At 71.3% G+C, this 13,433-nt stretch carries 11 protein-coding genes; 7 read left to right on the top strand and 4 right to left on the bottom strand.

What is annotated here, in order from left to right:
* Positions 1–7: 7 nt before the first annotated feature.
* Positions 8–664, bottom strand: a complete 657-nt coding sequence (locus RNB18_RS15275) for a GNAT family N-acetyltransferase (RefSeq protein WP_311714618.1) — start codon at positions 662–664, stop codon at positions 8–10.
* Positions 665–843: 179 nt separating this feature from the next.
* Here RNB18_RS15275 and lon point away from each other — a divergent pair, with 179 nt between their 5' ends.
* On the top strand, positions 844–3,258 hold the full coding sequence (gene lon, locus RNB18_RS15270) for an endopeptidase La (protein WP_311714617.1): 2,415 nt from the start codon (positions 844–846) through the stop codon (positions 3,256–3,258).
* Positions 3,259–3,358: 100 nt separating this feature from the next.
* On the opposite strand, the gene RNB18_RS15265 is transcribed toward lon, so the two are convergent.
* Entirely contained in the window at positions 3,359–4,210 is an 852-nt protein-coding gene (locus RNB18_RS15265) for a lysozyme (protein ID WP_311714616.1), read from the bottom strand.
* Between the two features lie 236 nt (positions 4,211–4,446).
* Here RNB18_RS15265 and RNB18_RS15260 point away from each other — a divergent pair, with 236 nt between their 5' ends.
* On the top strand, positions 4,447–4,941 hold the full coding sequence (locus RNB18_RS15260) for a MarR family winged helix-turn-helix transcriptional regulator (RefSeq protein ID WP_311714615.1): 495 nt from the start codon (positions 4,447–4,449) through the stop codon (positions 4,939–4,941).
* A 725-nt stretch (positions 4,942–5,666) separates the two neighbouring features.
* Here RNB18_RS15260 and RNB18_RS15255 read toward each other — a convergent pair.
* Positions 5,667–6,455, bottom strand: coding sequence for a protein phosphatase 2C domain-containing protein (locus RNB18_RS15255; protein ID WP_311714614.1), 789 nt, complete (start codon positions 6,453–6,455; stop codon positions 5,667–5,669).
* 372 nt (positions 6,456–6,827) lie between these two features.
* Between RNB18_RS15255 and RNB18_RS15250 the strand changes: the two genes are divergently transcribed.
* From RNB18_RS15250 to RNB18_RS15230, 5 genes are read left to right on the top strand one after another with little or no spacing between them, the layout of a single operon-like run.
* Positions 6,828–9,515, top strand: coding sequence for a sensor histidine kinase (locus RNB18_RS15250; RefSeq protein ID WP_311714613.1), 2,688 nt, complete (start codon positions 6,828–6,830; stop codon positions 9,513–9,515).
* Positions 9,512–10,015: a roadblock/LC7 domain-containing protein gene (locus RNB18_RS15245; protein ID WP_311714612.1), complete on the top strand. Its 504-nt coding sequence runs from the start codon at positions 9,512–9,514 to the stop codon at positions 10,013–10,015. The genes RNB18_RS15250 and RNB18_RS15245 overlap by 4 nt, the downstream gene beginning before the upstream one ends.
* The gene (locus tag RNB18_RS15240; protein ID WP_311714611.1) at positions 10,012–10,425 is read left to right on the top strand and encodes a DUF742 domain-containing protein; all 414 of its coding nucleotides are present in this window, start codon (positions 10,012–10,014) and stop codon (positions 10,423–10,425) included. The genes RNB18_RS15245 and RNB18_RS15240 overlap by 4 nt, the downstream gene beginning before the upstream one ends.
* Positions 10,406–11,062, top strand: coding sequence for a GTP-binding protein (locus RNB18_RS15235; protein WP_057612153.1), 657 nt, complete (start codon positions 10,406–10,408; stop codon positions 11,060–11,062). Before RNB18_RS15240 ends, RNB18_RS15235 begins: the two co-directional genes overlap by 20 nt.
* Before the next feature lie 14 nt (positions 11,063–11,076).
* Positions 11,077–12,330, top strand: coding sequence for a styrene monooxygenase/indole monooxygenase family protein (locus RNB18_RS15230; RefSeq protein ID WP_311714610.1), 1,254 nt, complete (start codon positions 11,077–11,079; stop codon positions 12,328–12,330).
* Here the strand turns inward: RNB18_RS15230 and RNB18_RS15225 are convergent.
* The gene (locus RNB18_RS15225; RefSeq protein ID WP_311714609.1) at positions 12,303–13,409 is read right to left on the bottom strand and encodes a C40 family peptidase; all 1,107 of its coding nucleotides are present in this window, start codon (positions 13,407–13,409) and stop codon (positions 12,303–12,305) included. The genes RNB18_RS15230 and RNB18_RS15225 overlap by 28 nt on opposite strands.
* Positions 13,410–13,433: the final 24 nt, after the last annotated feature.

Raw genomic sequence — 13,433 nt, 5'->3', positions numbered from 1 at the left:
CGGACGGTCACCCGGCGTCCGGTCCCACGAACTTCGCACTGGTGAGCGGAGCTTGCACATGCCAGCCCAGAGACTCGTACAGCCCCCGCCCCGCCGGCGTTCCCGCGAGGACGCCGGTCTCGGCACCCGCGTCGGTCGCCACGGTATGGAGCGTGCGCATGACGACGCTGCCCAGCCCCCGGCGCCGATGGGCGGCCACGGTCTCGATCTGGTCGAACACGGCGGTCGCGCCGGTCGGGGCGACCTGACCGCGCGCCGCGAGGGAACCGTCGGGCGCGGCGACGAGTACGCGGGTGACGCCGCCGACGGACCAGATGCGCAGCCGGTATCCGTCGGGGACGGCGGTCCGTCGCGCCGACCCGGTCAGCGGGACCGTCATCAGGTAACCCGGCTCGGGATCCACCCACCAGCCCTCGTCCAGCCAGGGCCCGACCACCTCCGGGTCCTGGAACACCTTGAGCCACACCCCGGCCCCCGTCACCCCGCCCGCCACCTTGCGCACCACACCTTCGTCGACACCGTCGCCCAGCGCGTCGAAAACGTGCCGCGACACCTGCGCGACCTGCCCCACGTCGACGGTGAAGCCCCACGCCTCACGCTCCGGTGCCGCCGCCCCGCGGGACACGACCCAACCGGTCACCCACGCCTGTACGACTCCGTCCATGACATCCCCCTGTAATGGCCGCTAACGGCATGTGTCTATTACTGGATGACCATAGGTCCCGAACCGCCGATTCCGGCAGCCGTGATCGCCGACAGCGAACAGGCGGGCGGGTGGGGAACATTCGAAGGGCGCTATGCATTGAGTCGGCATAGCTCAACTTGACTGCCTAAGGGGAGATCATGGCTTCGACGTCCACACCGCTCACCCTGCCCGTGCTGCCGCTCGACGACGAGGTCGTGCTGCCCGGAATGGTGGTTCCGCTGGACCTGAACGACACCGACGTCCGCGCCGCGGTGGAGGCCGCCGAGGCCGCCGCCCGCTCGGAACCCGGAAAGCCGAAGGTCCTCCTGGTGCCACGCATCGACGGCACCTACGCGAGCACCGGCGTGCTCGGCACCGTCGAACAGGTCGGCCGGCTGGCCGACGGCGACCCTGGCGCGCTCATCCGCGGCCGGAGCAGGGTGAAGATCGGTGCGGGGACCACCGGCCCGGGCGCCGCCCTGTGGGTCGAGGGGACCACGGTCGACCAGACCGTCCCCGAACCGCTGCCCGGTCATGTCACCGAACTCGTCAAGGAGTACAAGGCCCTCGCCACCGCCTGGCTGCGCAAGCGCGGCGCATGGCAGGTCGTCGACCGGGTGCAGGCCATCGACGACGTCTCCACCCTTGCCGACAACTCCGGTTACTCGCCCTTCCTGACCACCGAGCAGAAGGTCGAACTGCTGGAGACCGCGGACCCGGTCACCCGCCTCAAGCTCGCCACCCAGCAGCTCCGCGACCACCTCGCCGAGCAGGACGTCGCCGAGACCATCGCCAAGGACGTCCAGGAGGGCGTCGACAAGCAGCAGCGGGAGTTCCTGCTCCGCCGTCAGCTGGAAGCCGTACGCAAGGAACTGCGCGAGCTCAACGGCGAGCAGGAGGGCGAGGAGTCCGACGACTACCGCGCCCGCGTGGAGGCTGCCGACCTGCCCGAGAAGGTGCGGGAAGCCGCCCTCAAGGAGGTCGACAAGCTGGAGCGGTCCAGCGACCAGTCCCCGGAGGGTTCCTGGATCCGGACCTGGCTGGACACGGTCCTCGAACTGCCGTGGAACGAACGGACCGAGGACGCGTACGACATCCAGGGCGCCCAGGCGATCCTCGACGCCGAGCACGCGGGCCTCGAGGACGTGAAGGAGCGGATCACCGAGTACCTGGCGGTGCGCAAGCGCCGCAGCGACCGGGGACTGGGTGTCGTCGGCGGCCGGCGCGGCGGTGCCGTCCTGGCCCTCGTCGGGCCGCCCGGCGTCGGCAAGACCAGCCTCGGGGAATCCGTGGCGCACGCCATGGGCCGTAAGTTCGTCCGCGTCGCCCTCGGTGGCGTACGGGACGAGGCGGAGATCCGAGGCCACCGGCGGACGTACGTCGGCGCGCTGCCCGGCCGGATCGTGCGGGCGATCAAGGAGGCCGGGTCGATGAACCCGGTGGTCCTGCTCGACGAGATCGACAAGGTGGGCTCCGACTTCCGCGGCGACCCCGCGGCGGCCCTCCTGGAGGTCCTGGACCCGGCGCAGAACCACACCTTCCGCGACCACTACCTGGAGGTCGAGCTCGATCTGTCGGATGTCGTCTTCCTCGCCACGGCCAACGTGCTGGAGGCGATCCCGGAGGCGCTGCTCGACCGGATGGAGCTGGTCCGGCTCGACGGGTACACCGAGGACGAGAAGATCGTCATCGCCCGTGACCACCTGCTCCCGCGCCAGCTGGAGCGGGCGGGGCTCGCCAAGGACGAGGTCGTCATCGACGAGAGCGCGCTGCGCAAGCTCGCCGGCGAGTACACCCGCGAGGCGGGCGTCCGCACCCTGGAGCGGTCCGTCGCGAGGCTGCTGCGCAAGGTGGCGGCCCAGCACGAACTGGGCGAGCGGGAGCTTCCGTTCACCGTCACGGACGAGGAGCTGCGCGGTCTGATCGGCCGGCCGCACCACGTGCCCGAGTCGGCCCAGGACCCGGCGGAGCGCCGTACGGCGGTCCCCGGGGTGGCGACCGGACTCGCGGTCACCGGAGCGGGCGGAGACGTGCTGTTCGTCGAGGCGTCGCTGGCCGACCCGGAGACGGGCGCGGCGGGTCTGACGCTGACCGGCCAGCTGGGTGACGTGATGAAGGAGAGCGCGCAGATCGCGTTGAGCTTCCTGCGGTCGCGCGGCGCGGAGCTCGAACTGCCGGTCGGCGATCTGAAGGACCGGGGCGTGCACATCCACTTCCCGGCGGGCGCGGTCCCGAAGGACGGCCCGAGCGCGGGCGTCACCATGACGACGGCGCTGGCCTCGCTGCTCTCCGGTCGCCTGGTCCGCACGGACGTGGCGATGACGGGCGAGGTCTCGCTGACCGGCCGGGTCCTCCCGATCGGCGGCGTGAAGCAGAAGCTGCTCGCCGCGCACCGCGCCGGGGTGACGACCGTCATCATCCCGAAGCGCAACGAGGCCGACCTGGACGACGTCCCGGCGGAGGTGCTGGACAAGCTCGACGTCCACGCTGTCACCGACGTCCGCCAGGTCCTGGAGCTGGCGCTGTCCCCGGCGACCAACGGGGCCGCGCCGGAGGTTCCGGTGGCGGCGTAAGGCCGTAGTCCTCAGCGGGCTCGGCCCGCGGCTGCCGGACGAGGTGAAGGCCCGGGTTCTCGTGAGGGAGGCCCGGGCCTTCGCCGTACGCCGGGGTGGGTCAGCCGCCGGCGAGCGCCTGTACGCGGTCCAGGGCGCCGTTGAACCGGTCGTGGTCGCCGACCGTCGGACCGGAGGAGGTGTACTGCCACATGGTGTACGTGCTCCAGCCGGCCGGGAGGGTGCCCGCCGTCGAGGCGTACCGGGCGATCCACAGCGGGTTGGCGGAGAAGCCGCCGTAGTTCCCGGTGCACTGGGTCCACCAGTTGGTGGCCGTGTAGATGACGGCGTGGCGGCCGGTGCGCGCCTTGTACTGGTTCAGGAAGTCGCGGATCCAGGTGACCATCGCGCTCTGCGACTTGCCGAAGCAGGCGTCGCCGTACGGGTTCCACTCGATGTCGAGGGTGCCGGGCAGTGTCCTGCCGTCCCCGTACCAGCCGCCGCCGCTGTCGACGAAGTAGTCGGCCTGCGTCGCGCCGCTGCTGGTGTCCGGGGTGGCGAAGTGATAGGCGCCGCGGATCATGCCGACGTCGTAGGAGCCGGTGTACTGCTGGCTGAAGTAGGGATTCCTGTAGTACGTCCCCTCGCTCGCCTTGGTGTACGCCCAGCGCACCCCGCTGTTCCACAGGGTCGGCCAGGAGACGTTGCCCTGGTAGCTGGCGACGTCGACGCCCTCCGCCTGGCTTGCGCGGGTGCCGGCGGGCAGACCGTCCTGGCCGTCATGCGCTACGACGCCCATTCCCATGTGGGCGGAGCCGCGGGCCGGGGTGGCGGTGGTTTCGGGGGTTTCGGGAACTTCGGGGACTTCGGCGGCCGAGGCGGCGGCCGGGTGGAGCAGGGAGAACGCGGTGAGCAGGAGTGCGACGAGGAAGAGGCGTCGGGGACGTATCGGTCCGGGTCTGTGCACGGGCATGGCGTGCCTCCGAAGGCTCGGTGATGCTCGGTTGGGGGGAACACGGGACGGCCGTGCCGGGCTGGCGTGAGCATGCCAGCCGCTGCTCGGCGAAGACGCTTCGTGCGACGACGAGGGGTGGGAAGCGGGACCGGCGGCTGCCATTGGTCCAGCCCTGCGAAATACTTACGGAGCCGCGGTGATGGCGCAATTTGGCGGAAACCTTCACGACCGGGATATTCAAGGCAGGGGCTGACGTGCACGAAGACGGAAACGGCGGCGGGAGCCGGGGCGGGGCCGACGTGGCGCCGAGCGGTGTGGACCAGCCCGGATTCCTCGCACTGGAACGCGAGTTGACCGTCCTGCTGCGCCGCGCCCGGGCCAACCAGGGCGAGATGGCCCGCGAGGTCCACCCCGACCTGGAGTCGGCGGCCTACGGCCTGCTCGTCCGTCTGGATGAATGCGGCCGCCAGCGCGCCACCGAACTGGCCGCCTACATCGGCGTCGGCAAGGCCACGATGTCCCGCCAGCTACGCGCCCTGGAGGACCTGGGCCTCGTCGCCCGCGCACCCGACCCGGCGGACGGCCGGGCCTGGCTCGTCGACCTCACCCAGGAGGGCCGCTCCCGGGTGCAGAGGGTCCGCGACGCGCGCCGGGCCCGGTACGCGGGCCGGCTGGCGCACTGGAACCCGGACGAGGTCACCGAACTGGCGAGGCTGCTGCACCAGCTGAACCGGGGCATGGAGAAGTAGTCCGCCTCCGTGCGCCGGTCGGGGTGATCGAAGGCACGGTCGACGGCGGACGGCCGCGCGGGGTGCTCGACGGCGTCGACCGGAAAACGGCTGTTCGGACGATCGCCCGGTTGGTAGGCCGAGCTGGTCGTGTCGCCGTGGGTCGGCCGTGGGTGGTCAAGGGCACGGTCGACGGCGGACAGTCGCGCGGGGTGCTCGACGGCGTCGACCGGAAAACGGCCGTCCGGACTATCGCCCGGTTGGCGGTGAGGGTGGCGAGGCGGGGGGAGCCGGGGGTCTCGGTGCGGGTGGCCACGGCGGTGGCAGGCAAGGCTCGTGTGCGTGCCGCACCACCAGGAGCGGCAGCTCACGGCGGCGGGCATCGCGGGCAGGGACCGCCCGACCTCCACGGCCGGCCCGGCGAGGCCCCGGGAGGCGGGTTCGCGGACGTGGTGACGGCGGGCCTGCTCGTCGGCCGTCGGGATTCCGGTTCCTCTCGGCGGGGCGCCGCCCCTCGCAGGTCCGCGTTCATCACCGGGCCGGCCGGGCGAGGCCCCGGGCGGCCGGTTCGCGGACGTGGTGACGGCGGATCTGCTCGTCGGCCGTCGGGATTCCGGTTCCTCTCGGCGGGGCGCCGCCCCTCGCAGGTCCGCGTTCATCACCGGGCCGGCCGGGCGAGGCCCCGGGAGGCGGGTTCGCGGACGTGGTGACGGCGGGCCTGCTCGTCGGCCGGCAGCCCCCGTCCCTCAAAGCTCCGCGTACACCACCGTCGCGTCGTCGTGGGTCTTGCTGCGGCGCAGATATGTCCGGGTCTTCGCGTCCGCCCGCTCCAGCTCCCGGACGCGGTCCACCAGTGCCTGCGCCCCCTCCTTGCGGACGAAGGTGAGGCAGTCCCCCCAGCCGCCCTCATGGAACTTCTCCACCCACCGGGTCGCCCCGTCGGTCAGGGCCACGAGGGTGCGTACCGCCGAACGTGGCAGCACCCCCGTCACCGCGCGCCCCGCCACCGACGGATCGGCGGCCGCCGTGAAGAAGCCGCCCTCCTTGTTGCGGAGGTTGGCGTCGATCAGGGCGTCCGCGGCCAGGGCGGTGCGGGGGAGGCGGGAGAGGCGCTCGTCCAGTACGGCCGTGACCGTGCCGTCGGCTGCCTCCACGAGCAGCGCCGAGTCCGACAGGACCAGGTACTCGACCGTCTCCGGGGACCACCTCGCCATCACCACCGTCGCCTGCGGTGTTCGTGGGTGAGAAAGGTCACAACCTTCACCATGTGTCTCAGCTGTGCGCGCGATGGCCCGGGACAGCACCTCGGCCGGTGGAACATCCATGAGTGAAACGGCCAGTTCGGTCAGCGCCCCGCCGAGACGGGCCGTGAACCAGGGGACCGAATGCAGACAGCCCGTCGGGCCCACGGGCGGGGTGACCCCGTCGAGGGCGATCAGTACACCGCCCTGTCCGGAAGCGGGGAGAGCGACGCTCGCGAAGTCCTCGTTGAGGCGGCTGACATCACCGGGTTCCGAGACAAGTTCCGTACGCATTCGGCCAGTCTGCACGAGCCCTTCACATGCTTCGCCGAAGAGTGCCAACGGTCGCGGAATTGACGCAGTCGCGCAGGTCAGACGCCAGGTTTGGGGTGGAATGGTTCACTCCGAGCAGGCGTAGCGGCGAATACTGCCACCGGTCTTCGCCGGCGTCCAACCGGCCTGCCGCACAAGACCCGTACGCGTGCCGCAGGAACTTGCCCGCCAACTCACCTACGCGGTTCACTCCTTCGGGTGGCGGCTCAGGCGATGTGCGGCCACCGCCCACCGGCGCTGGGAGGGTCGGAAACCGTACCCCGGTGTGCACAACAGTTGACGGAGCGTCACCCCGGGCCCATGGGTATCACGAGTTCAGGAATGCGAGCAGCGGTGCAGAAGACGCGGCCTCGTCGCACAGGCAAGCAGACGGCCTCCGGCACAGGCGCGGAGCGCACACCCGCCACGCCCGGCGTCCCCGAGACCCCCGTCGGCAAGGGCCGCCCCACCCACGTCCGCACCCGGCTGATTCTCGCCGTCGCCGTCGTGGCCGCCGCCGTCGCCGGAGCCGGCGCCCCCTCCCTCGTCACCGCCTCCGGGGAACTCCACGACTCCCAGGACCTGGTGACGTTCGCCGAGCAGACCCAGGACGCCCTCGACCTCGCCCACTCGCTCGCCGACGAACGCGACGAGGTCACCCCCTACATCGCGGCCGGCCGCCCCAGGTCGAAGGCGCCCGGCGAGCAGTCGAGCGCCCGCGTAGACCGTCAAGTCGAGGAACTGCGCGCCGACACCGACCTGTCCACGACGCTGCGCGGCGACCTCGACGACATCGCCGCCGTACGACGCTCCGCGCTCACCGGCAAGAGCACCGCCCTCGAGGCGCACAGCGCCTACTCCGCCGCCATCACCGAACTGCACCGGCTCGCCGAGGAACTGGCCGAGAGGATGCCGTCCCGCGCGGGCTCCGGCGCCCACTCCCTCGCCGAGCTGGACTCCGCCGTACAGCAGTCCGCCGCCACCCGCGGACTGCTGCTCGCGGCGCTCAGCGTGCCGACGACGACCCAGAGCGTCTACGACCCGATCACCGGCCTGACGAACACCAAGAAGGTCTCCTCGAAGGCCGACACCGCACAGCGCGACGCGCTCAGCGCCGCCGCCCAGCAGGCCCGGCTGCGCTCCGACGCGGCCCTCGCCGACTTCCAGGACTCCGCGCCCGCCACCGCCAAGGCGAGCTACGACTCCACGGTCACCGGTCCCGAGGTCAACTCCGCCGACAAGTACCTCGCCGCCCTGACCGACCAGCCCACCCTCTCCGGCGGCGAACTCGGCACCAGCGCCGGCAAGCTCGACGCGGCCCTCTCCGCCCGCGTCGACCTCATGCGCGGCGCCGAGTCCGCGCTCTTCGACCGCCGGGTCAAGGAGCTTGCCCAGCTCCGCGACGACGACGTCACCGCGCTGGAGCTGCGCGTCGCGATCCTCGGCGCCCTGATGCTGCTGGCCGTCGGCATCGCCACCGCGATGGCCCGCACCCTCACCCGCCCCCTCTCCGTGCTGCGCCGCGGTTCCGCCCGGCTCGCCGGGGCCGAGGACCCCACCGCCGAGGAAGCGGTCACCTTCACCGGCCGCAACGACGAGTTCGCCCAGGTCGTCCGCTCCGTCAACGCCCTGCACGCGCACACCGTCGCGCTCGCCGAGCGGATCAACACCCTGGAGTCCGACCGCAAGCACCTGGTCGGCCAGCGCCAGAAGATGGCGGACGCGCGCGAGCAGCTCAAGAGCGAACTCGCCGACTCCGCAACCCAGCTGGAGCGGCTGCGCACCACCATCGGCGCCACCTTCGTCAACCTCGCGCTGCGCACCCTCGGCCTCGTCGAGCGGCAGCTCGCCGTCATCGAGGGCCTGGAGGAGCGCGAGCAGGACCCGGACCGCCTGGCGACCCTCTTCAAGCTCGACCACTTCGCCACGGTCATGCGCCGCCACAGCGAGAACCTCCTCGTCCTGGCCGGCACGGAACATGTGCAGCAGAGCGCCGGGCCGGTCCCGCTCGTCGACGTCGTCCGCGCCGCGGTCAGCGAGATCGAGCGCTACGAGCGCGTCCGCATCGCCGCCCTCCCGCCGCACGCCCATGTGGCGGGCTTCGCCGCGGACGACCTCTCCCATCTCCTGGCCGAACTCATGGAGAACGCCACCTCGTTCTCCCCGCCCGACCTGCCCGTCGAGGTCTCCGGCTGGCTCCTGGAGAGCGGCGAGGTCATGCTCTCCGTGCAGGACGAGGGCATCGGCATGACCGCCGAGCGGATGACCACCCTCAACTCCCGCCTCGCCGAGTTCGATCCCGAGGCCGCGTACGAGTCGTACGACGAGGGCGGCGAGGGACTCGGACTGGGCCTGTACGTCGTGGCCCGGCTCGCCCACCGGCACGGCGTCCGGGTGCAGCTGCGCGAGCAGAAGCAGGGCGGGGTGGCCGCGGTGGTGGTCCTCCCCAAGACCCTGCTCACCGCCGCGCCCGCGTCCGCCGTACCGGCCTCCGGCACCGGCCCGGTCACCGGCGCGCCCCACTCCTTCTCCCTCCCCGGCGCCGACGCGGAGGTCAACTCCAACGTCCTGAGCGGCCGTTCGCAGGGCGGCGACCCCCTGGTGGACCTGGCCGAGAAGGCCGTACGCCACGCGGAGGCGGAGTCCCCCGCCGAGACGACGATGGAGCTCCTGGCCCCCGTACCGGCACAGGGGGAGCCGGCCCCCGCACAGGAGGAGCCGTCGGCACCCACGGCCGCCGAGATCGACGCCGCCACGGAACACACCCGCGCCGACGAGGAGCCCGTCACCGACAAGGGCCTCCCCAAGCGCACCCCCAAGATCACCGCACCCACCACCCCGGTGCCCCGCCAACGGAACAGCTCCGTGGACGCCGACGCCCTCCGCCGCAGGCTGGGCGGCTTCCGCCGGGGGGCGGAGGCCGGCTACCGCGACGTGGAAGCGGAGATCCAGGAACAGACCGGCGAGACCAGACTGCCGGCGACGCACAGCACCGCATCCGAAGAAGCCACGGGGGGCACAGCCGAGGAGGCAAGCAGTTGACCGCGCCCAGTACCTTCGGACTGAGTCGTGAAGCACGCAATCTCCACTTCCTGCTGACCAACCTCGTCGAGGAGGTCCCCGGCGTCCAGTCCGTCGCCGTGGTCTCCTCCGACGGACTGCTCCTGCTCTCCTCCGACGCCGAGCGGAACGCGGAGGCCCGCGAGGCCCGCGAGGAGAAACCCTCCGGCCCGCGCGGCTCGTCCGCCGACCTCGCGACCGTCGTCTCCGGCATCGGCAGCCTCACCCTCGGCGCCGCGAAGCTCATGGACTTCGGCGCGACCAAGCACACCATGATCGCGATGGACGACGGCAGCCTGTTCGTGATGTCGATCAGCGACGGTTCGCTGCTCGGTGTGCACGGCTCCGCCGACTGCGACATGAGCGTGGTGGCGTACCACATGGCGCTGTTCGTCGGCCGCGCCGGACACGTCCTGACCCCCGAACTCCGCAGCGAGCTGCGCCAGTCGCTGGAGAACGACGCGACAGGGAGCGCCCGATGACGAACAGGCCCGGCCTCCCGGTCCGCGGCGGTGACCGCAAGGCCGCCCGGGTACGGCCGTACTCGCTCACCGGCGGCCGTACCCGCTTCGGCCACGTCCTCCTCGTGGAGACGTTCGTGGCCAGCACAGCGGCCCTCGAAGCTGCCGAGGAGCGCAAGGAGCTCACCAACGGCGGGCTGAAGTCGGTCATGCCGGAGCTGCGGGCCATCGTCGAACTGTGCCGCCGGATGCGCACGGTGGCCGAGATCGCCGCGCTGCTGAAGATGCCGCTCGGCGTGGTCCGCGTGCTCCTCAGCGACCTCGCGGACCAGGGAAAGATCCGTGTGTACGGCACCGGGACCGGTCACGGTACGGGCCGTCCCGACCGCGCTCTGCTGGAAAGGGTGCTCAGTGGACTCCGTCGTCTCTGACGCCGCCGCCTCCTCCGGGTACGGCGTCACCCCGTTCGTCGATGTCGAGACCGACGACAACCTCAAGTCCTGGCAGACGGACCGCACGCGGGCCCCCATCGCCACGAAGATAGTCGTGGCCGGCGGCTTCGGCGTCGGCAAGACCACCCTCGTCGGCACCGTCTCGGAGATCGAGCCCCTCCAGACGGAGGCGCTGATGACCGAGGCCAGCGAGCAGGTCGACGACCTCACCGGCACCCCGGAGAAGGTCTCCACCACCGTGGCCATGGACTACGGCCGCATCACGCTCGACGACGACCTGGTCCTGTACCTCTTCGGCACGCCGGGCCAGGAGCGCTTCTGGTTCATGTGGGACGACCTGGTGCGTGGCGCGATCGGCGCGGTGGTCCTCGCGGACACCAGGCGGTTGAAGGACTGCTTTCCGGCGCTGGACTACTTCGACGGCTGTGGGATGCCCTATGTCGTCGCGGTCAACCACTTCGACGGCAGTGATCGCTTCGAACCGGAGGATGTGCGGGAGGCGTTGACGATCCCCGCCCACATACCTGTCATGATCATGGACGCGCGACGGAAGATCTCGGTGATCGAGACGCTCCTGTCCCTGGTCGGCCACGCACTGGACGTCACACCCGAGTAGGAGAACAGCCCCGCATGCGGAAGATACTCGTCGTCGGAGCCGGCCAGTCCGGACTCCAGCTCGCCCTCGGCCTCCAGTCGCACGGGTACGAGGTCACCCTGATGTCCAACCGGACGGCGGACGAGATCCGCTCCGGCCGGGTCATGTCGACGCAGTGCATGTTCCACACGGCACTCCAGCACGAGCGCGATCTCCAGCTGAACTTCTGGGAGTCCCAGGCCCCGAAGATCGAAGGGCTCGGCGTCTCGGTGGCGGCTCCCGGCTCGTTCGACCCGGGGCCCTCGCAGCGCGCGATCGACTGGCTGGGCAGGCTCGACGGGTACGCGCAGTCGGTCGACCAGCGGGTCAAGATGGCCGGCTGGATGGAGACCTTCGCGCAGCGCGGCGGCCAGCTCGTCATCCACGGCGCGGCGGTCGGCGACCTCGACTACTTCTCCCGCACGTACGACCTCGTGCTGGTCTCGGCCGGCAAGGGCGAGCTGGTCTCCATGTTCGCGAGGGACCCGGAGCGCTCCCCGTACACCGAGCCGCAGCGCGCGCTCGCCGTGTCCTACGTCCACGGCCTGGGCCCGCGCCCCGAGCACCCGGAGACCGAGGCCGTCCGCTGCAACCTCGTCCCCGGCGTCGGCGAACTCTTCGTCATGCCGACGCTCACGACCTCCGGGCGCGCCGACATCCTCTTCTGGGAGGGCATACCCGGCGGCCCGCTCGACGTCTTCAACGGCGTGAAGGACCCGGCGGAACATCTCTCCCTGACCCTGGAACTCATGGAGAGGTTCCTGCCCTGGGAGTACGCGCGCGCCACGAACGTCGAACTCACGGACGCCGGTGCCACCCTGGCCGGCCGCTACGCGCCCACCGTGCGCAATCCGATAGGCCGCCTGCCCGGTGGGGGACTGGTTCTGGGCGTGGCCGACGTCGTCGTCGCCAACGACCCGATCACCGGGCAGGGCTCCAACTCCGCGTCCAAGTGCGCGGCCTCCTATCTCGCGTCGATTCTCGACCAGGGGGAGAAGGAGTTCGACGAGGAGTGGATGCGGGCGACGTTCGAGCGGTACTGGGCCACCGCCCAGCACGTCACCAAGTGGACGAACGCGATGCTCGCTCCGCCGCCGGAGCACATCCTGAATCTGATCGGGGCGGCCGGGCAGTTGCCACCGGTGGCGGACCGTTTCGCCAACGGCTTCGACGACCCGGCCGACTTCGAGAACTTCTTCTACGACCCGGAGAAGACGGGGGCCTACCTGGCTTCGGTGGCGGGCGGCTGACCGTCGCCCTTGCGGGTGCGGGCCGTCTGTGGCCGGTCGCGTCTGTCCGGACGTACGGCTCCGAGGAGCGGGTGGGCCGCGATCGGGGAGACCTTGATCCGCTCGCCGGTTCTCGGGGCCTCGATGACCTTTCCCCTCCCCATGTACATCGCCACGTGGGTCGCCTTGGGAAAGTAGATCACCAGGTCACCGGGGCGCAGGTTCTTCAACGGGATCCTCGGGAGCCGCGCCCACTGCTCCTGGCTGGTCCTCGGGATCGGAGTGCCGGCGTGCGCCCAGGCCTCCGACGTCAGGCCCGAGCAGTCGTACGTCCTCGGGCCCTCCGCGCCCCACTCGTACGGCTTCCCCAGCTGCCGCCGGGCGTACCGCAGGGCCGTCTCGCCCCTTCGGGTGGGCTTGCGGTCCTCCTCGCCGAGGGCGCCGGACGTCGTCAGCTCCTCCTGCGCCTTCTCCACCCCCTTCTCCTCGAACTCGGCCAGCCTGGTGAGCTGTTCGGCGGTGAGGGAGGCGAGGAGTTCCTCCACGTCGGTGAGCTTCTCCTGTACGGCGTCCCGTTCCCGCTTCTGCCGGGCGGCGAGCGTGAGCTGGTCGTCGAGCGCCGTGCGTGCCCTGCGGGCGACTTCGTCGGCACGGTGCTCGGTGCCGGTCAGGCGGCCCACCGTCACGGCCCGCTCGCGCGCCAACTGGCCGATGACATGGCCCTGGTCGAGAGCGTGCTGGGGATCGCGGGCGAGCAAAAGGCGGACGTACGGCGAGATGGTGGTGGTGTTCTGGTACTGCTGCCGGGCCAGCCGTCCCGCGGCGCCCCGGCTGTCGTGCAGGGAGAGACGGGCCTTGGAGAGTTGCGTATCGAGGCGGGCGACCTCCGCACGCTTCTCCTTCAGCTTCTCCTCGGTGGCGTTGTAGGTCTCGGTGGCCTCCTCGGCCTCCCGGTACAGCCGCTGAAGATCCGTCACCAGATCGGCGACGGAACGCTCGCGCGGCTCCGGCTCCGGGACAGCCGCCGCGGGCAGCGGCGCGAGGGCGGTGCCGACCGCCACCGCCGCCGTGCACACCAGACGCAGAAGCCTTCCTGACACGTCATCACCTCCGGTGCGGAGCAG

The sequence above is a fragment of the Streptomyces doebereineriae genome (genome assembly GCF_031845645.1).
In the GTDB taxonomy this organism is placed as follows: domain Bacteria; phylum Actinomycetota; class Actinomycetes; order Streptomycetales; family Streptomycetaceae; genus Streptomyces; species Streptomyces canus.
This window is presented reverse-complemented; position numbering and strand designations above follow the sequence as displayed.

Excerpts from the sequence above, each read along its gene's own strand:
- RNB18_RS15275 (WP_311714618.1), bottom strand. The coding sequence starts at position 664 with ATGGACGGAGTCGTACAGGCGTGGGTGACCGGTTGGGTCGTGTCCCGC.
- lon (WP_311714617.1), top strand. The coding sequence starts at position 844 with ATGGCTTCGACGTCCACACCGCTCACCCTGCCCGTGCTGCCGCTCGAC.
- RNB18_RS15265 (WP_311714616.1), bottom strand. The coding sequence starts at position 4,210 with ATGCCCGTGCACAGACCCGGACCGATACGTCCCCGACGCCTCTTCCTC.
- RNB18_RS15255 (WP_311714614.1), bottom strand. The coding sequence starts at position 6,455 with ATGCGTACGGAACTTGTCTCGGAACCCGGTGATGTCAGCCGCCTCAAC.
- RNB18_RS15240 (WP_311714611.1), top strand. The coding sequence starts at position 10,012 with ATGACGAACAGGCCCGGCCTCCCGGTCCGCGGCGGTGACCGCAAGGCC.
- RNB18_RS15230 (WP_311714610.1), top strand. The coding sequence starts at position 11,077 with ATGCGGAAGATACTCGTCGTCGGAGCCGGCCAGTCCGGACTCCAGCTC.